Annotated in this window: 19 protein-coding genes and 2 pseudogenes; 13 read left to right on the plus strand and 8 right to left on the minus strand. The window is 66.6% G+C overall.

Features of this window, described 5'->3' with window-relative positions:
* Positions 1 to 156: 156 nt before the first annotated feature.
* Positions 157 to 1,362 (plus strand): amidohydrolase family protein, encoded by a 1,206-nt coding sequence (locus J6U32_RS10720; protein ID WP_208795372.1) that lies wholly within the window; start codon positions 157 to 159, stop codon positions 1,360 to 1,362.
* Positions 1,363 to 1,438: 76 nt separating this feature from the next.
* Here the strand turns inward: J6U32_RS10720 and J6U32_RS10725 are convergent, their stop codons facing one another.
* On the minus strand, positions 1,439 to 2,047 hold the full coding sequence (locus J6U32_RS10725; protein ID WP_208795374.1) for a TetR family transcriptional regulator: 609 nt from the start codon (positions 2,045 to 2,047) through the stop codon (positions 1,439 to 1,441).
* A gap of 69 nt (positions 2,048 to 2,116) precedes the next feature.
* On the opposite strand from J6U32_RS10725, the gene J6U32_RS10730 reads away from it, so the two are divergent.
* Complete coding sequence (locus J6U32_RS10730; RefSeq protein WP_244332790.1) at positions 2,117 to 3,268, plus strand: serine hydrolase domain-containing protein; 1,152 nt, start codon at positions 2,117 to 2,119, stop codon at positions 3,266 to 3,268.
* Positions 3,269 to 3,272: 4 nt separating this feature from the next.
* Here the strand turns inward: J6U32_RS10730 and J6U32_RS10735 are convergent, their stop codons facing one another.
* Complete coding sequence (locus J6U32_RS10735; protein ID WP_208795376.1) at positions 3,273 to 4,091, minus strand: SDR family oxidoreductase; 819 nt, start codon at positions 4,089 to 4,091, stop codon at positions 3,273 to 3,275.
* A 243-nt stretch (positions 4,092 to 4,334) separates the two neighbouring features.
* On the opposite strand from J6U32_RS10735, the gene J6U32_RS10740 reads away from it, so the two are divergent.
* Positions 4,335 to 4,616 (plus strand): ketopantoate reductase C-terminal domain-containing protein, encoded by a 282-nt coding sequence (locus tag J6U32_RS10740; protein WP_208795378.1) that lies wholly within the window; start codon positions 4,335 to 4,337, stop codon positions 4,614 to 4,616.
* Positions 4,617 to 5,220: 604 nt separating this feature from the next.
* On the opposite strand, the gene J6U32_RS10745 is transcribed toward J6U32_RS10740, so the two are convergent.
* The gene (locus J6U32_RS10745) at positions 5,221 to 5,637 is read right to left on the minus strand and encodes a pyridoxamine 5'-phosphate oxidase family protein (RefSeq protein ID WP_208795380.1); all 417 of its coding nucleotides are present in this window, start codon (positions 5,635 to 5,637) and stop codon (positions 5,221 to 5,223) included.
* Between the two features lie 188 nt (positions 5,638 to 5,825).
* Here J6U32_RS10745 and J6U32_RS27345 point away from each other — a divergent pair, with 188 nt between their 5' ends.
* Positions 5,826 to 5,987 (plus strand): hypothetical protein, encoded by a 162-nt coding sequence (locus tag J6U32_RS27345; protein ID WP_244333054.1) that lies wholly within the window; start codon positions 5,826 to 5,828, stop codon positions 5,985 to 5,987.
* Here J6U32_RS27345 and J6U32_RS10755 read toward each other — a convergent pair.
* A pseudogene (locus J6U32_RS10755) lies at positions 5,958 to 6,764 on the minus strand (IS256 family transposase); the annotation flags it as partial. The gene J6U32_RS27345 and the pseudogene J6U32_RS10755 overlap by 30 nt on opposite strands.
* Positions 6,765 to 7,255: 491 nt before the next feature.
* On the opposite strand from J6U32_RS10755, the gene J6U32_RS10760 reads away from it, so the two are divergent.
* The 5 genes and pseudogenes from J6U32_RS10760 to J6U32_RS10775 all read left to right on the plus strand — a co-directional run bounded on the left by J6U32_RS10760 (position 7,256) and on the right by J6U32_RS10775 (position 10,637).
* The gene (locus tag J6U32_RS10760) at positions 7,256 to 7,708 is read left to right on the plus strand and encodes an FAS1-like dehydratase domain-containing protein (RefSeq protein ID WP_208795382.1); all 453 of its coding nucleotides are present in this window, start codon (positions 7,256 to 7,258) and stop codon (positions 7,706 to 7,708) included.
* A gap of 74 nt (positions 7,709 to 7,782) precedes the next feature.
* A pseudogene (locus tag J6U32_RS27845) lies at positions 7,783 to 7,836 on the plus strand (acyl dehydratase); the annotation flags it as partial.
* 303 nt (positions 7,837 to 8,139) lie between these two features.
* Positions 8,140 to 8,562: a Zn-ribbon domain-containing OB-fold protein gene (locus tag J6U32_RS27355; protein ID WP_244332792.1), complete on the plus strand. Its 423-nt coding sequence runs from the start codon at positions 8,140 to 8,142 to the stop codon at positions 8,560 to 8,562.
* A complete protein-coding gene (locus J6U32_RS10770) occupies positions 8,559 to 9,710 on the plus strand; it encodes a thiolase family protein (RefSeq protein WP_208795385.1) in 1,152 nt (383 codons plus the stop codon). The genes J6U32_RS27355 and J6U32_RS10770 overlap by 4 nt, the downstream gene beginning before the upstream one ends.
* Before the next feature lie 75 nt (positions 9,711 to 9,785).
* Positions 9,786 to 10,637, plus strand: a complete 852-nt coding sequence (locus tag J6U32_RS10775) for an SDR family NAD(P)-dependent oxidoreductase (RefSeq protein WP_208795387.1) — start codon at positions 9,786 to 9,788, stop codon at positions 10,635 to 10,637.
* A gap of 223 nt (positions 10,638 to 10,860) precedes the next feature.
* On the opposite strand, the gene J6U32_RS10780 is transcribed toward J6U32_RS10775, so the two are convergent.
* Positions 10,861 to 11,076, minus strand: a complete 216-nt coding sequence (locus J6U32_RS10780) for an SDR family NAD(P)-dependent oxidoreductase (protein WP_208796061.1) — start codon at positions 11,074 to 11,076, stop codon at positions 10,861 to 10,863.
* A 222-nt stretch (positions 11,077 to 11,298) separates the two neighbouring features.
* Positions 11,299 to 11,907 carry a TetR family transcriptional regulator gene (locus J6U32_RS10785; protein ID WP_244332794.1) on the minus strand — a complete coding sequence of 203 codons (609 nt, stop codon included), beginning with the start codon at positions 11,905 to 11,907 and terminating at the stop codon, positions 11,299 to 11,301.
* Between the two features lie 103 nt (positions 11,908 to 12,010).
* Here J6U32_RS10785 and J6U32_RS10790 point away from each other — a divergent pair, with 103 nt between their 5' ends.
* Genes J6U32_RS10790 through J6U32_RS10800 form a run of 3 tightly spaced genes read left to right on the plus strand, consistent with a single transcriptional unit; the run spans position 12,011 to position 15,209 of the window.
* A complete protein-coding gene (locus J6U32_RS10790) occupies positions 12,011 to 13,063 on the plus strand; it encodes a phosphotransferase family protein (protein ID WP_244332796.1) in 1,053 nt (350 codons plus the stop codon).
* Positions 13,060 to 13,848 carry an SDR family NAD(P)-dependent oxidoreductase gene (locus tag J6U32_RS10795; protein ID WP_208795393.1) on the plus strand — a complete coding sequence of 263 codons (789 nt, stop codon included), beginning with the start codon at positions 13,060 to 13,062 and terminating at the stop codon, positions 13,846 to 13,848. The genes J6U32_RS10790 and J6U32_RS10795 overlap by 4 nt, the downstream gene beginning before the upstream one ends.
* Before the next feature lie 50 nt (positions 13,849 to 13,898).
* On the plus strand, positions 13,899 to 15,209 hold the full coding sequence (locus J6U32_RS10800) for an acyl-CoA dehydrogenase family protein (RefSeq protein WP_208795395.1): 1,311 nt from the start codon (positions 13,899 to 13,901) through the stop codon (positions 15,207 to 15,209).
* A 29-nt stretch (positions 15,210 to 15,238) separates the two neighbouring features.
* Here the strand turns inward: J6U32_RS10800 and J6U32_RS10805 are convergent, their stop codons facing one another.
* Entirely contained in the window at positions 15,239 to 16,255 is a 1,017-nt protein-coding gene (locus J6U32_RS10805; RefSeq protein ID WP_208795397.1) for an alpha/beta hydrolase, read from the minus strand.
* 182 nt (positions 16,256 to 16,437) lie between these two features.
* A complete protein-coding gene (locus J6U32_RS10810; protein WP_208795399.1) occupies positions 16,438 to 16,908 on the minus strand; it encodes a PaaI family thioesterase in 471 nt (156 codons plus the stop codon).
* Positions 16,909 to 17,018: 110 nt separating this feature from the next.
* Between J6U32_RS10810 and J6U32_RS10815 the strand changes: the two genes are divergently transcribed.
* Positions 17,019 to 17,819 (plus strand): LLM class flavin-dependent oxidoreductase, encoded by an 801-nt coding sequence (locus J6U32_RS10815; RefSeq protein WP_208795401.1) that lies wholly within the window; start codon positions 17,019 to 17,021, stop codon positions 17,817 to 17,819.
* Positions 17,820 to 17,853: the final 34 nt, after the last annotated feature.

Raw genomic sequence — 17,853 nt, forward strand, 5'->3', positions numbered from 1 at the left:
ATATTAACTAGCGGATTAGGCCATGGTGGCGGATCGGGCCGGAGGGGTGATCGCTTCCGCGATGGTGATTATTATGATAGTGTCTCTCATATCAAGATGGTATATCGCTCTGGCCCTGTGGTCCCGGGTGGTACGCAAGAGAAAATGGAGATAACGATGGCCCTGATTGAGGACAGCGTCGGCGAGCTGCCGTACAAGTTGGTCGACTTCGACCAGCATTCGTATGAGGCCGAAGACTGCTTCACCCGCTTCCTGCCGAAGGACAAGGTCGACACGGGGATCTACCTGACCAGGGCTGCGTCCGGCAAGAAGGTGCTGCTGGCGAATAACCGCGTGGTCAACGCGATGGAGGCCGATAATCTGGACCAGGCCTACGTCCCGGGTTCCCTCGTAGAGATGCTCAAAGCCCGTTCTTCGGGCGAGGCGACCGACGCTGAGCGCTTTTACGAGCCGATCCAGGCGGAGTACCGCGACCATGCCGCCCGCATCAAGCAACTCGACGAGCAGCAGATCGAGCACACGATCATGTACCCCGGCGGCTGGGCCCTGATGGCCGAGGCTTACCTCGACGGTATTGACCCGCTGTACGACAACATCACCTCGTTCAATCGCTGGATCAACGAGGACTGGGGCTTCAACTATCAGAACCGGATTTTCGCGCCCGCGATGCTGTCCCTTCGGGATCTGGACCGCGCGGTGGAGGAGCTCGACCGGGTCCTCGCTGCCGGCGCGAAATTCATCATGCTGTCTCCGGGGCCGGCCTACGGACGCTCCCGGGGGGACCCGTACTTCGACCCGTTCTGGTCGCGTGTCAACGAGGCAGGCGCCACGATCGCCTACCACATCAGTGAGTTCCACTACCAGAGTGAGGTTGCCTCGCACTGGGGCTGGGGTCTCGTCCCGCCGTTCCAGTTCTCCGCCTGGCAGTGGCAGAACACCTATGGCGAGCGTCCCATCACCGACACCCTGTCGGCTCTGATCTTCGATAACCTGTTCGGCCGATTCCCGAACATCAACGTCCTGGTCAGTGAGTTCGGCGCCGAGTGGATCCCGCACTTCATCCGCCACATGGACAAGAGTCGTGGCATGGCGCGCAACGGCCGCTGGCTCGGTGGTCAGCTCAGCGACCGTCCGAGCAACATCTTCAAGCAGCACATCAAGGTCGTGCCCTATCCGGAGGACGACACGATAGAGCTCGCCGAGAAGCTCGGCGGCGTGGACTGCCTGGTGATGGGGTCGGACTGGCCGCACGCCGAGGGCCTGCGCGAGCCGGCCGACTTCTATGCCAAGGTCGAGGGCCTCGGCGAGGAAAAGCGTCGCCTGTTCCTGCGTGACAACGGCAGGCGACTCCTCGGCTTCTGAGGAGACGTGCTGTGAGCCAAGCCTATGGCCGCCGCTGACATCTGTCGTCGGCGGCCTGAGTGCCATCGGACGTTGCTCAGTCGACTCGGCCGATCACGTGCTCGAAAGCCTCACGCACCAGCGGGGCGAGTGTGCTCGGCGAGCTGTTGGGCCAGTGCCGGAGTCCGCTCGCCAGACAGGAGACGGCGGCGGACGCCACCGCAGTGTGGCGGAGCGTCGGCGTCGCGAGGCCATCCTCGTTGGCGAGCTGCACCGCTACGTCGCGCTCCCAGCGCAGCCGTATCCGCAGGCTTCGCGCTGCGAGACTCGGCGTGGTCATGACCAGCGTGGTGAGTTCGCGGCTGTGGGGGCTGGTCGGACCTGGCATCTTCTCGGCGAAGGCCACGATCGGTTCGGTCAGGGCCGACACCGACGACGTGCGCCGGTCGGTGCGGTCAGCCACGTCGGCGACCAACTCGGCGGCCGATGCGTCCTCGTCGGTGAAGAGCACGTCCTCCTTGGTGGCGAAATAGCGGAAGAATGTGGCGGGGGAGACCCCGGCCGCACTCGCGATCTGGTCCACCGTCGTGGCGTCGAAGCCCTGACGTTCGAACAGCTCAAGGGCTGCGTCGGTGATCTCCGCGTACGTCCGGGCACGATTGCGCTCGCGGAGCCCGAGCCGCGGCTCACTGGCCGAAGTACCCATCTGGCACCCCCCAATCCATGAGACTTTCTCTCAATCTGAGAGTAGCAGGTCGTAGATCGGAGAACCTTCGTGTCCTATACGTCCCTCAACCGGGCCGCAACCCCCGGAGACTCGCCCGCCACGCAGACCGTCGTCGACCCGGCAGCAGTCGGCATCGACCCCGGCCGGCTCCGTATTCTCGTGGACCGTGTCCGCCTCGAGGTCGAGTCGGGCAGGCTACCGTCGGCCCAGCTCGCCGTCGCCCGGAACGGGAAGCTGGCCCACTTCGAGTCGTTCGGTGCGTCATCGCAGCGCTACCTCATGCAGTCGGTGGGGCGCCCGATCGTCGCCAGTGCACTGTGGAAGCTGATCGGGGAGGGTGGCGTCGATCTCGACGCGACGATCGCTTCTCTGATCCCTGAGTTCGACACCAATGGCAAAGGCCGGATCACCGTCCGCCACGTCCTGACCCACACCGCCGGCATTCCGTTCGCGCCGCTCGGCTTCCCCAAAATGACTGACCGCGCGGAGCGTATCAAGGCGTTCGCGAAGTGGCGTCTGGACTGGGAGCCCGGCTCGCAGCTTCAGTTCCACATGACCTCGGCGGCCTGGCTCATCGCCGAGCTGGTCGAGCGAGCCGACGGCCGCACCTTGCCCGACTATATCCAGCAGGAGCTGGCCGAACCACTCGGACTCGGGTTCGAGCTCGCCACACCGGTCGAGCGGCTCGCCGATACAGTGGCGCCGATGGTGTGCACCGACGGCTCCTCGGCCGAGGCCGATCCGTGGGGCCCCTGGTTCTTCGACCGACCCGAGGTGATCGCAGCCGGCGAGCCGGCGCACGCCATGGTCGGGTCGGCGGGGGATCTCGCGCTCTTCTATCAGGCCGTTCTGGAGGCCAGGCTCTGGACGCCGGAGATCATCGCCGAGGCGATCCGGCCACAGATCACCGCAGTGCCGGCCGGTGCCCAGATCTACGGCGGCGGCACCAAGCCGGCCAGCGTCGGGCTCTTCGTCATGGTCGCAGGGGAATCGCCCGACATGTGGCTGCCCTCCGTTGGGTCGCCGCGCACCTTCGGGCACAGCGGCGCGGCATATCAGGGGGCGTGGGGCGACCCCGACAGCGGCGTCTCGTTCGCGCTGCTCTCGAATGGCTACCCGATGTCGGGCTACGACTACAGCCCACGTGGTGTCGCGATGATCACCAACATCAACAACCTGGCCGCGGACGTCGTGGCCTGATCGGTCACGATCGTTCGCTCGCGGCCGTCATCCTCTGGAGGCGGCCGCGAGTCCGGTCGAGCCAGGCGTCGTAGTCCTGCGCCTTGCGCAGGAACGAGTCGGCGACCCGGGCGTGGGGGAGGACGAGGAAGGGCTCCGCGCCCGCCATGGCGCTGATCGTCATCTCGGCGACGTGCTCGGGGGTCAGGATCTCGCCGATGGCTCCCGAGTCCGGAAGATCCGAGTCGTCCTCCGGATCGCGCCCGAACATGCCGGTGTAGACGGCGTTCGGACACAGGCAGGTGACGCGCAGCCCCTGGCTTCCGTGGTTGAGTGTGAGCCACTCCGCGAACCCCAGCGCACCGTGCTTCGTCGTGGTGTAGCCAGCCGCCGAGGGCCCGGTGATCAGCGCCGCTGAAGAGATCGTCTGCAGCAGATATCCCTCGCCGCGCTCTACCATGCCGGGCACGACCCGGCGAGCGGCCCAGACGTGGGCCATCAGATTCACGTCGACAATGCGGCGCCACGCGTCGATCGTCTGTACGAGCTCGCCGACGGGGTCGGTGTAGCCGGCGTTGGAGCAGAAGATGTCGACCGGTCCGTGCGCAGTCTCGGCGGCGTCGACCAGGGCGTCGATCTGCTCGGGGTTGCCGACGTCGCCGGAGAAGCCGAGCGCGGGTACGCCGGCGGCCTCGATGTGAGCCGCGGTCTGTGCGGCCCAGTCGCCGTCGAGGTCCGCGACGACCACTCCACGGGCGCCTCGTTCCGCGAACCGCAGGGCGAGCGCGCGTCCGATGCCGTTCCCGCCGCCGGTGACCACGACGGACTTCCCCTGGATCTGCATACAGTGCTCCCTCGGTGGCACGCGAATGATCGACTTGACGATTCTATTAGTTTAATGAGTTATCTATCAAGGGTCGAGTTCGGTGCACCTGTTCGGTGCTATTAGGAGTCGAGTCCAACGTGCAGTCAATCCGACGTGGTGCCAGTGAAGACGTCACCGCCGCGCTGGGGGGCGCCACTATTCGACTCAGTCATTCGCCACAGCTCGCTGGCGGCGGTCTAGGTCCGGAAGCGGGGACTTCTCGTGCACGAGCTCACTTGCGCGTACCTGCGCGAATGCCTGGCGGTCTCACGCGGGCAAGGTGTGGCCCTCGACAAGGACACCCCCGACACGGTCCTGGCTCGCTTCCAAGTGTTCCCCGCTGATATGGGCAACTCGATCCTCACCGACCGAGAAGCCGGCCGGCCATTGGAATGGGACATCCGCAACGGCGTCATCTCCCGCATCGGACGCAGACACGGCATCGCCACACCGATCAGCGACACGATCACCATGCTCCTCGCGACCAGCGACGGACCCGGGTAATCCCAAGCCCCCTTCTTCGCCGTTGACGCAAGCGAGGGGTTCGATGCGGACGCCCTCAGGGCGCCGACCACGAGCCGACGCGATCGCAGAGAGTGTGTCCTGCGCTACGGTCAGGAGCTTTCGGAGCGTCCGCGTCTCGATAGGAATGGTCCATTGGCGCTCAACGTCCCTGTCGGTGACAACCTACCTGGTAGCAGTGACAGGCTTCTGGGAGTCGTCGACCAGCGACGATGACCACGTGCCGATTGATCTGCGTGACAGGTGATCTGAGACAACACGGCCCGGAACGATGGTGGCTGCAGCCGACTGTGTCGGCGATGTTGCGGCGGATTGCGGTCGAGGGAGTCGATGGCTCCTTCCGAGTCACCGCTTGGCGACGTTGCTCGTCGAAATCATGTCCGGTCCCGTTCGGTGGGTGTCGTATGTTTCGGGGAACGCTGTGTCTTGCAACGGGTAATGCGAACTCAGGGAGTGGTGGGCAGGGCGCGCCAGTGACCACTGGGCGCGCCGACCTTGTTTGCCGTCGCGACGCAAGAGCCGGGCGCACTGCTGGACGGCGGTCCTGTCGCGCTCGCTAATCCGGATGTGTCCCACTGTGGATATGTTAGAACTTCGCAGCTTGACCCTCTGACCACCCGAACCACTTGTCGATGGTTGCGTGGACGGTGACGAGAGGTCTGTCTCTGGCGGGGTAGTCCTTTCCGAGGAAGTGGCGCGAGAGCCGGTCGATGTCGGCGAGGCCGGTGTCGGGTTCGATCGATTCAACGTGGGCCTGCAGCGAGATATGGGTGCCGAAATCGTCAGCGGCGAGGACGGTCAGTGCCACGTGCCCGTTGTTCTTGAGGTGTTTCAGACGGGCCCGGTCGGCATTCATGCACAGCATGAGCGACTGGTCGTCTTCAACGAAATACCAGGTAGCGACAGACACTGGCAGTCCCGACGAGGTGACGGTGGCCATCACCGCCGGGTTGGGCTTACGGAGGAACTCAAGGGCGGCTTCTGACAAAGGAGAATCTGGCACAGAACAAGTGTGCCATTTCATCAGCGACGTCCCTGTGAGCCGCTCCCAATCAGGAAACGCAGCACCTGTTTTCTGTCGGCTGACAGCGTGATTGGCAGCGGTGACGGGGACTCCCCAGGCTTTACTTGACACCTGACCTGTGGGGATTCGTTCCTCGCTGGAAGGACCTCGCTGGAAGGATGTCGGCCATGCCGAAGCTCTATCCCAAGGAGTTCCGCGACGACGTCGTGGCAGTCGCACGTAAGGGCGAGGCTCCGTTGAAACAGATCGCGAAGGACTTCGGGATCGAGATATTGTCAAGACCTGTGGATGAGCAGGTTTCAGGCGGCCTCCCCATGGTGGTCGGCTGAGGTGGTGTCGGGGTCGACGAGTTTCCCCTTGTCGAAGGTGGCGCCATCACGGACGCGCTGCACCAGGTGCGGGGCATTGACCGCCAGCCACTTCGATTGTGCGGCTTCGATCAGCTTGTAAGCCATCGCCAGACCAGCGGCGCGTGACCCGGGACCTTTGGTGACTTTCGTGCGCAACCGAACAGTCCCGAAGGTGGACTCGATCGGGTTGGTGGTCCGCAGGTGCACCCAGTGCTCGGCCGGATAGCGGTCGAACTCGAGCAACACGTCGAGGTCATCGATGATCTTGGCAGCCGCTTTCGGGTACTTCGCTCCGTACATCTTCTCGAACTGCTGCGCTGCGGCGCGGGAGTGGGCTTCATCTTCGGCGTTGTAGATCTCCTGCATCGCCTTGATCGCGTTCGGATGCGCCGATTTCGGCAGAGCAGCAAGCACATTGGCCTGCTTGTGAAACCAGCACCGCTGCTCGCGTGCCTCGCCGAACACCTCCCGGACCGCCGTCCAGAACCCGAGAGCGCCGTCCCCGACCGCCACCGTGGGTGCAGCCATCCCACGGCGTTTACACGAGCGCAGCAGATCAGCCCACGACTCGCTGGATTCGAGGTACCCGTCAGCGAGTGCAATCAACTCCTTACAGCCGTCGGCGCGCACCCCGATCATCACCAGCAGGCACAGTTTTTCCTGCTAGAGACGGACTTTGAGGTGGATGCCGTCGACCCACATGTACACGTAATCAGCGGTGACGTCGCGGTCGCCGAACGCGGCAGCTTCTTTCTGGGAAGGGCGTCTCGTCGCGCGAACTGCCGGCACGATGGCGATCAGCCCGTCGCTGGCATTGAGGAGTGTGGCCTGGCGAACGTAGGGCCGGGGCTGCTTGATCTGGGCACTCTCTTCGACGGCCTCGTGTTGACCGGAGGGTGGAGCGGACATCCCGATTCGGCTCGAGGCTGGCAACAGTCGGGGCATCGTGCACGGAGTTCTCCTGGCCGCCGCGGCGATCGCCGTCTCGCGCCATGGGCAACGGCGGTCGGATGCTCTCCTTCGGCGTAGAGTTCCTGCGCCCGGTTCCGGCCGAGGTCGGGTCGCTGCGGGCGCCGGTCACGCCGGTGCGGCGCGGCCGCTGCTTCCTCGGTGATCGCATAGAGCTGCTGCCCGCCGGGCGCACCGCTGTCGGGGTGACGACGGTGTTTGTGCCAGAGCTAGGCCGAAAGGCTAGCAATAGGTATATCTTTGATATAAATTGGGGTGTCGCACCAAAGGAGGTAAGGATGGCGGTCGAGCGATTTCCGGTCGAGGCTGGGCATGTCTCGATGTTGCGACGCGCCCTCGGTCACGACGACGCCGAGCGGGACGCGGATACGTCGTCGGCCCTCTCGGTGCCCGCTACCTTCGTCCAGGCCTCAGCCCAGTTCGATCCCACGTACCTCCTGCGACCCACGCCGGACGAGGAGTGTTTCGGCTCCGGAGCCGGCCACGGATTCAAGGCGTCCTGCGGTAACGGCCTCTATGCCGAGCAGCACTACGAGTTCCGTCAGCCCGTGCGGGTCGGGATGGTGCTTCCCGCGACGTCGCGCGATGGCCGCACGGGGGAGAAGGTCGGACGCGCCGGCACCCTGCACTTCTCCGAGCTGATCACCGAGTACGTGGAGGAGAGCGGTGCGCCGGTCGTCTCCTCGACGTCCGTCGGCGTCGGGACGGTGGCGATGGGAGGAAACCAGTGACGGCGTTCGCCGGCCTCGATGTCGGCGCCTCGCGCACGGTCGTTCTGGTGGAAAATTCCACCCGGACGCGCATCGTGCGGTATGCGGGTGGCTCGGACGACTACAACCCGCTGCACACCGACGAGCCCTTCGCTCGCGACGTCCCTGGTTTTCCCGGAGTGTTCTCCCACGGCACGTTGACCATGAGGCGCGCTGCGCGCGGTCACCGACTGGTTCGGCGAGGACCAGCTGACCCGGATCGGCGTCCGCTTCACCGCCCAGGTCTGGCCGGGCAACACCCTCGGCGCCACTATCGCCGTCACCGATCTCGTGGACGGTCAGACGACCCTCGAACTCACCACCATCAACCAGGGCGGCGCCGTCGTCCTCGCGGGCTCCGCCACCTGTGCGGTCGGCGCCTGACCACGATCACCAACAGCAGCGGAGGAGATATGACGCAGACACCGGTGACCGAAGGGCTGTTCACCATGCCGTCCGGACCGGACGAGTATCCCGCCCTGATCGCATCCGAGAGGAATGGCGAGCTCTCCTTCCCCCCGAAGCCGGATGGCACGCCTCACCTGCTCAAGCGACTGGGCACCTTGTGGAGCTTCACCTCGCAGAACTTTCGCCCGCCGACGCCGTACGACGGCAACGACACGCTCGAAACGTTCCAGCCTTATCTGGTCGGCTACGTCGAGCTCGAGGGTGAGTTGATCGTCGAGGGCCGGCTCACCGACTGCACCGTCGACCAGCTCGAGCTCGGGCTGCCGATGGAGCTCAAGCTGATTCCCTACACCACGCGCCCCGACGGCACGGAGGTCCTGACCTACGCGTTCGCTCCGGCCGCCAACTCTGAGGAGGTTGCCCGATGAGTACACCCGAGGTCGCGATCATCGGGGTCGGTCTTCACCCGTTCGGTCGGCACGGCGACAAGCTCTGCCTCCAGATGGGCGCGGAGGCGACCCAGCAGGCGCTCGCCGACGCCGGCATCTCCTGGTCCGACGTCCAGGTAGCCGCGGTGGGCAGCCACGAGGTGTCCAACCCGGACGCCATCGTGGGCTGGCTAGGCCTGACCGGCATCCCGGTCCGTGCCGTCTTCAACGGCTGTGCCACGGGTGGCACCACGCTGCAGGTCGCCGCGCAGTCGATCCGTCTTGGCGAGGCTGACATCGCGGTCGCAATCGGCATGGACAAACACCCGCGCGGGGCGTTCGGGGGCGACACCGCGTCGGTCGGGCTGCCGTCGTGGTATGGCCAGACCGGCCTGTTCCTCACCACCCACTTCTTCGGCATGAAGATCAACCGCTACATGCACCGGCACGGCATCTCGCAGGAGACCCTGGCGAAGGTCGCAGCGAAGAACCTGCACAACGGCTCGATCACTCCCGAGGCATGGCGGCAGAAGCCGATCCCGGTCCAGGAGATCCTCGACGCCCCGGTGGTCAACTACCCGCTCACGCAGTACATGTACTGCAACCCCGACGAGGGTGCGGCAGCCGTGGTGTTGTGCGCCGCCGATATCGCGCACCGTTACACGGAGACGCCGATCTACCTGCGGGCTTCTGAACTCCGTACCCGGATCGAGGGCGGGTTCGAGATCCAGTCGCCTTCGCTGCCGCTGGAGATCACGCCGTCCCCCACCGTGGCCGCCTCGCAGGCCGCCTACGAGGCCGCGGGCATCGGGCCCTCAGACGTCGACGTCGCGCAGCTCCAGGACACCGACGCCGGTTCCGAGATCCTCCACCTGGCAGAGAACGGCTTCTGCACCGATGGTGAACAGGAGCAGTGGATCGCCGATGGTCTCACGGAGATCGGCGGGCGGCTGCCGGTGAATACCGACGGCGGCCTCATCGCCAACGGCGAGCCGATCGGCGCATCTGGCCTGCGTCAGATCCGTGAGCTGGTGCTCCAACTCCGCGGGCTGGCGGGCGCGCGGCAAGTGCAGAATGACCCCCAGGTCGGCTATGCCCACCTGTACGGTGCGCCGGGCGCGTCTGCCGTGACGATCCTGTCTCGTTGATCCGATCCGGCCGCTGTCGCCACCCGCGACTGCGGCCGGAGTCCATTCTCGCCCCGACCGACCCACGGAGGACTCATGGACACAGCCCTCTCAGCTTTCAAGGGCCGGGTGGTTCTGGTCACCGGCGCCGCCGGTGATCTCGGCAGTGCGCACGCCACACTCTTCGCCCGCCTGGGCGCCTCGGTCGTGGTCAACGACACCGGCGTGGACATGGCCGGTGCGAACCCCGACCCGACCAAGGCCGAACAGGTCGCGGCATCGCTGCGCGACCTCGGTGCCCGGGCCGTCGCGGACACCTCAGACGTGGGGAGTTTCGCCGGCGGTGCCGCCGCCGTGCAGAAGGCGATCGACGAGTTCGGTCGCCTCGACATCCTGATCAACAACGCCGGCATCCTCGGCACCGTCCCCCTCGACCAGATCACCGAAGTAGCGCTGGACCGCGAGCTGCGCACGCATACCGTCGGCACCGTCGCAACGATGCGCGCTGCCTTCCCCCACATGAAGGATCAGGGCTGGGGGCGCATCGTTAGCACCCTTTCCGAGGCTGCGCTGCACGCCGACCTGGCCACCGGGATCGCCTATGCAACGGCCAAATCCGCGATCTGGGGCGCCACGATGTCGGGAGCCCTCGCCGGTCGCGGCCACGGCATCACGGTGAACGCGCTTTCCCCGGGTGCGCGGACACGGATGTCCGCGCCCTTCCTCGACGCGCAGGGAGTTCCGGAAGGACTCGACCTCTCGCCGGAGCGGGTCTCCGAGGTGATCGTCGGACTCTGCACCGATTCCGCCGCGGACATCACCGGCCGTGTCCTGCACACCGCGGGAGGTCATATCCGTGAGTTCGCCATCAAGCGCCTCGACGACACGGACATGGTGCTACGCCTTCGCGAGGACACCGCCGCTCTACGGCAGCAGCTGGGCAGCTGACGCCACAGCGAGGGTTATCGCGGGTTATCGCTACTCGACGCGCCGCCGTCGACGGGAACGTCGGCGCCGTGTTGTGGGCCTCACATGGTCGGAGGCGAGGAAAAGTGCAGTCCGGTCCACCTCGTCGGACGGACGAACCGCGGCACCGGGATTTGTGGCGCGGGTATCTCCTGATCGCCGACGCGCAGCATCGGGGAGTCGATGGCGCCGGGGTGGATCGAGTTCACCCGGATCCGCGGTTGACGATCGCGCCGCCGCCGGACCGCTGCATCCCCGGCAGGACTGCGCGCACCCCGGGGTAGGGGCCGAGCAGGTTCACCGCCAGCCCCCGCTCGAACACTTCGTGGCGACTGTCCTCGATGAGTTTGTGATGGACGATGGCGGCACTCTGGATCCGACGGTCAAGTCGCCGAACGTGCTGCGCGCATGGATGATCAATGCGTCCCGATCGACGTGGCTGGAGATGTCGAGGTGGATGTGCGTCGCCGACGGACCGAGCTCACCAGTGAGTGCCCGGCCAGCGGCGCCCCGGGCCCGAAGCGCCCCCTGCGATCAGTGAGACCCTGCCGTCCGACAGGCCCATCAACACCCTCCCCAGACGTGATGCCGCGTATCTAGCGAATTGGGTTACTTCAATGTATGGCGGATCGAGACTGCGCGTTCAGGGGCCGCTGCGCTCGTCGAGGCCCAGCGCGTCGATCGCCGCCGTGACGGACGCGGCAGGGTCGCGGCGATCGTCGCCGGTGACCCACCGGTTCCATCCGACCTGAGCAGCGGCAGATACCGCGGCGATGACGACCGCGCTGCGCAGGTCCCCCGCGCGCGTGCCAGAGCGCCGAGCGTATTCGTGGAGAAGGCGGTCGTCGAGCAGGGTCTCGCCGACCGAGCGGGCGTGTACCGCCGGTGCGGTGGCGAGCAGTCGTCCCAGAGCGCGTACCCGCTCGCGCTCGTCCTCCGATACGGCGGAGGTGGTCGCGTACGCGGCGCGAAGCGCCGCGAGCGCGCCGACGTCGGCGGGCTGGACGGTGAAGGCATCGAGCAGGGCGTCGGTCAGTCCTGACTGGTAGCGCCGCAGGATCTCGTCCTTGGTGGCGTAGTACCGGAAGAACGTGCGCCCGGACATTCCTGCCTCCGCGGCGATGTCGTCGACCGACACGGCATCGAAGCCGCGTTCGAGGAACAGCCGGATGGCGATCCGCTCCAGCTCGTCCCGGAGGAGCCGGCGGCGACGGGCGCGCAACGGCTCGGGGGTCATTTCGCTCGAGGGCACGGCTTCCTCTCGTCGTGGTGTCGCGATCATATCCGACAGTAAGTGTTGCATTGGTCGGTGTAAGACAATAGTGTCATGGACTGACAACTTTGGAGGACCTACCGTGACTGAGCCGCTGACCACCGATCGAAACCGTCCGACGCTCGACCTGAATGCCCTGCAGGACTGGCTGGGCGACCGGTTGGGCGATCCCTCGGTGCCCCTGACCGCCGCGCCGCTGGGGACCGATCTCGGGATCGGGAACGCCCTGTTCGAATTGCGCCGGGGGGAGTCGGTCTGGGTGCTCCGCCGTCCACCGGCGGTGCTCAACGACAAGAGCGCCTCGAACATGACCCGGGAGTACCGGCTCCTTCAGGCGCTGGAGGGCTCGGCGGTCCCACATCCGGTCGCCCGTGCGCTCGGTGAGGACCCCGCCATCATCGGCGCACCGTTCCTGATCATGGACAAGATCCTGGGGTTCACGCCGGGATTCGTGCTGCCCGAGCCGTTCGCGTCAGACCCGGGGCTGCGGCGCGACCTGGCGATGGCGTACGTCGACGCACTCGTCGACCTCGCGGAGGTCGACTGGGAGAAGGCCGGCCTGCAGGATCTCGGCAAGCCGGACGGCTTCCTCGAACGGCAGGTGCCGCGCTGGCTGGCGCAGCTTGAGCGCTACCGTGTACGCGATCTGCCTGAGCTCGACTTCGTCACCGACTGGCTCGAGCGAAACCGTCCGCAGATGAGCGCACCGGCGATCATGCACGGGGACTACAGTCCGTTCAACGTCATGGTCGCACCCGACCGCCCGGCCCGGCTCGCGGCGGTGATCGACTGGGACACCGGCACCATCGGCGACCCGCTGCTCGACATCGGCCACCTGCTCGCGCGGTGGACGAACCCGGGGGAGGAGCCCGTCCTCCAGCTCCAGGCGGGCGGCACCGATCACTACCCGACGCGTGCCGAGATGGCGCAGCGGTACGCGGAGCGATCCGGCCGCGACCTGTCCGCTCTGCCGTACTACGAGTGCCTGGCGCTCTTCAAGCTCGCGGTGATCCTCGAGGGCACCTACGCCCGGAAGCTCGAGGCCGGCGTACCCGAGGCGGACAACATGATGGGCGAGCTGGTGCCTCGTCTTACCCGGGCCGCTGCGGCCTTCGCGCGCGGTGAGCGCGCATGACCCGGGGCCTGGCCCACGGTGTCCCCGTGCCGGCCGAGTTCGCCGGAAAGGTCGCGGTCGTGACCGGTGGCAGTCGGGGCATCGGGCGGGCGATCGCCACCGGCTTCGCCGCCGCGGGCGCCGACGTCGTCATCGCGAGTCGCAAGCTCGACCGGTGTGCTGCGCTGGCCACGGAGCTGGAGCAGACATATGGCGTGCGCTGCCTTCCGGTCGCCTATCACGCGGCGAAGTGGGAGGACTCCGAGCGTCTGGCCGATCAGGTGTTGGAGCGCTTCGGCCGCTGCGACGTCCTGGTGAACAACGCCGGCATGTCGCCATTCCACGAGGGCATCACGACGATCAGTGAGGACTACTACGACAAGGTGCTCGGGGTGAATCTCAAGGGTCCCTTCCGGCTCTCGGTCCGGCTCGGGGCGCACATTGCCGAACAGGGCGGCGGGGCGATCATCAACATCAGCACGATCGGCTCGCTCCGGCCGGCAGCCCACGAGATCGTGTACGGGATGGCCAAGGCCGGGCTCAACGCCCTCACGGTCGCCTTGTCCGGCGAGCTTGCGCCGAAGGTGCGGGTCAACGCGATACTGCCGGGTGCGGTCGACACCGACATCGCCGCGGTCTGGCCGTCGGAGATGCGGGAGGCGGCGATCAAACTGGCGCCGATGGGCCGGTTCGGTGTCCCCGACGACTTCGTCGGCCCTGCCCTATGGCTCGCCTCCGAGCGCAGCGCCTATGTCACCGGAACGCTGATCCGGGTCGACGGCGGCGCATATCGGCAAATGTCCTGACGGACTCCGAGACACGACACCACACGACGAGGGAAGAAGGCGGTTGGCCAATGTGGGATTTCAGTACGGAACCCGAATTCGAGACGCAGCTGGAGTGGATGCGGGGGTTTGCGCGCGAGGAGATCGCGCCGTTGGATCTCGTCTGGCCGCACCACCACCACAAGGCCCCGGCCGAGTGGCTGAAGAAGGTCATCGACCCGCTCAAGGACGAGGTCCGGGCGCGAGGGCTCTGGGCCTGCCACCTCGGTCCTGAGCTCGGCGGCCGTGGCTTCGGGCAGGTCAAGCTGAGCCTGATGAACGAGATCATCTCGCCGTACTCGTGGGGCCCGACGATCTTCGGCGTGCAGGGCCCGGACACCGGCAATGCCGAGATCATCGCGCATTACGGCACCGTCGAGCAGCGCGCGAAGTATCTGCAGCCGCTGCTCGACGGCGAGTTGTTCTCGGCGTTCTCGATGACCGAGCCGCAAGGTGGTGCCGATCCGCTCGGGTTCCGCTGTGCTGCCGTCCGGGACGGCACCGACTGGCTGATCAGTGGCGAGAAGTTCTTCACCTCCAACTCGGAGGAGGCCGCCTTTCTCATCGTCATTGCGGTGACCGATCCGGATTCCGACCCGTACCGGCGGATGTCGATGTTCCTGGTGCCGCGTGACACGCCTGGCATCGAGATGACTCGTCGCACGCAGTACATGAACGAGGCGCCGGAGGCGATGGATCATGCGCTGCTGACCTACAACAACGTGCGAGTACCTGCGGACAGCCTCCTCGGCGAGCCGGGCCAGGGCTTCGAGATCGCGCAGACCCGACTCTCGGGCGGCCGCATCCACCACGCCATGCGTGCGATCGGCCAGGCTCAGTACGCCCTCGACATGGCCTGCGAGCGCGTTTTGAGCCGCACGCTGCGCGGGCGTCCGCTCGCCGAGCAGCAGCTGGTGCAGCAGGCGATCACCGAGAGCTACGCGCAGATCGAGCAGTTCCGGCTTTTCGTGCTGCGCACCGCCTGGCGCATCGACCAGGGGAAGGGCTACTCGCAAGAGGTGCGGCGCGACATCGCGGTCGCGAAGGTGCTCTCTGCAAAGGTCGCCCACGACGTCACCGAGCGGGCGATGCATCTGCACGGCGCGCTCGGTCTGTCGAACGAGATGCCGTTCGGGGAGATGTGGTCCCTCGCACCCGGGTACGCCATCTGGGATGGCCCGACCGAGTCCCACCTGAGCTCCGCGGCGCGGCTGATCCTGCGCGACCACAGCCCGGCCGCGGACGGGCTTCCGTCACAGTGGCTGCCGCGCCGGGTGGAGGCCGCCCGGGCGAAGTACGCCGACGCGCTCGCCGAGCAGGTGGCGGCGGAGCAAGCGGGCTGAGGACGCCGGTCTGGCCCGCGGCCGGCGGGTCAGACGGCGGTGTCGGCAGTTGCCGACTGCCTCGGGCGGACGCCCTGCGCGAAGTTCGCGAGGGCGTCCCACAGCTCCTTGCGAGTTCGCGCGAAATTGTGCATGTGGGCCATGCGCGGCACAACGCGCAGCGAGACCTGTGACGATCCACGGAATGCGCTCGACTCGGCCCACGGATCGGGCACAACGTCCCGTTCTCCGCAGGCGACCATCACCGGGACGTCTATGGCAGCGGCCTCTTTCGCCACCGCTCCGTCGGTCATCATCGTGATGGCGCACGCAGGGACTGTCCCGCTGCCCCACGGCGTTGTCTCGTCGCCGCGGACCACACCCGTATAGGGCTTGAACGTGGCGAGGTCCGCCTCCACCAGCTCCGGCTCCTGGTCTGGCCAGTGGAAGCAGAATCGGGCTTCAGAATCATCCGGGCCGACCCCGCCGAGGACTTGATGAGCGATCGGCCGCAGATCGGTACCCCGCTGCGGCATTGGGTAGATGATCCTGCCTCCGTCCGGCGCGGGGAAGTTGGTGAAGGTCCCGCTCCATCCGAGGAAGGCGACGCCGTCGAAGGTGCCGTGGTTGGCCTGCTGGACGGTGAGCAGGCAGCCGCCCATCGATTGGCCCATTCCGACCACTGTCGAGACCTCGGTCGGCCCCATACCGTCCACAAGTGTGCCCTCGCGAAGCCCGGCGACGACGCTGCGAGCCGCGGCGTTGTTCGCGGCCGCCAGGTTCTCGTATGTCAGGGCGAAAGTGTCCGGCTGGTCGCTGTCGCCGACCCCTAGGTGGTCGCAAGCCACGAAGGCGAAGCCCTGCTTCGTGTGGTGCTCTGCCTGGCTGTAGCCGGGCAGGCTCTGGATGTCGTAGTAGCGGCGCCCGTAGCCGCCCCCCGGGAAGCCGAAGAGGACAGCCAGTGGGCTGTCGATCCGGTCCGGCAGGTAGACCGTGACCGCGGTACTCAGCTGACCCGGCAGACCCGTCGTCCCGGTGACATCCATCTTCAAGTCGTACGAACGCATCGCTACTCCGTCTCTCCTGTGCCGCCGCTGTGACGACGGGCCATGCTGATAGAAAAGGGACAATCATTCAAGTTAGTGCAATAAATAATTCACCCGACGTGGTCTGAGGAGCTCGTCGTGATCGGGCTGTGCGAGGGCCGAGTGGTAGTCATCACCGGCAAGGGTGCGCGGCGCCCGACCGGTTAGTGAGCCGTTCCCTCGATGGTCCCCACTCGGGGTCGTTGGCCCGATGCGTTGACGGTCAGCGTCCCTTCGGCGAGGATCTCGCCCTCCAGGCTGAGCACCTGGCCGCGGGCGAAGTTGAGCCGGCGTCCGCGACGGATACACGTGCCCTCGACGATCACCTCAGGCCCCTTGGCCACGGCCATGAACTGCACGTTCAGCGCCACCGTGGTGAACCGGTTGCCGAGGTTGAAGTCGTGCCCGGCGACGACGGCACCCGAGCCGATCGTGTCGATCGCGCTGCAGAGCACACCGCCGTGAAAGATCCCGTCGTGGGCCGACAGCTTGTCGGCGTACGGCAGGCGCGCCCGGACCACGCCAGGTTCCCACTTCACGATATCGAGGCCCATCTCGACGTTGAACGGGACGTGTTTGCTCCAGTGCTCCTGAAACCACAGCGCCTGGGCCTGGGCCTCCTCGGGACTCAACACGGCACTCTCCTCGATGTCCTGCGGGCGCAATGTTTCTGGCCCGACTTCAGTAAACAGGTATATCATCTAGCGAAGTGATGGCTAGGTTCGCCGGGCGCGGAGGAATGCGGATGAAGCTGGACAGGGTGGCGCTCTGGAGCGCGTCGTTCGACGACGTGCCGTGGGCCGCGCCCCGCGAGGCGGTAGGTGCCGAGCGTGACGGCTGGGGCACACTGTGGCTCCCGGAATTCTTCGGCCGTGAGGTCGTGTCGCTCGCAGCGCTGTGCCTCTCCGCCACCTCCGACCTGGTTGTTGCGACGGGCATCGCGAAAGTGTGGGCCCGCGATCCGCTCGCACTGCGGGCCGCGCAGCAGCTGCTCGGCGAGGCGCATCCGGAGCGCTTCCTCCTCGGCGTCGGTGTCAGCCACCCGATCGTCGCGAAGCGCCGCGGCGGCGCGGACGCGCCGGAGCTGTCGCCGCTGCACCGGCTTCGTGGCTACGTCGAGAACATGGACGCGAGCCCGTATCGGGACCACGAGGCCCCGCCGCTGCCCCGTGTCATCGCCGCGCTCGGACCGCGAATGCTCGAGCTGGCCCGGGAGCTGACAGACGGTGCGCACACCGACAGCTCGCCCGTCTCGCACACCGCGCGGGCGCGAGAGGTCCTCGGGCCTGACAAGTGGCTCATCCCGGAGGTGAAGGTCATGCTCGGGCGGTCCACGGACGACGCCCGGGCTCTCGCCAGTCAGTTCCTCCCGGTGCGACTGCCCGCTTATCGGGCCAATCTGCTCCCCTCGGGATTCGAGGAGGCTGACCTCGACGGCGCCCGAGCGAGCGGCTCATCGATGCCCTCGTGGCCTACGGCGATGTCGATGACGTTCGTGCTCGGGTCGAGGAGAATCTCGCAGCGGGCGCGGATCAAGTGGTCCTGAACGTCCTCGTCGAGTCGGGCTGCACGCCCGCGAA

It is taken from the genome of Gordonia polyisoprenivorans, assembly GCF_017654315.1.
In the GTDB taxonomy this organism is placed as follows: Bacteria; Actinomycetota; Actinomycetes; order Mycobacteriales; family Mycobacteriaceae; genus Gordonia; species Gordonia polyisoprenivorans_A.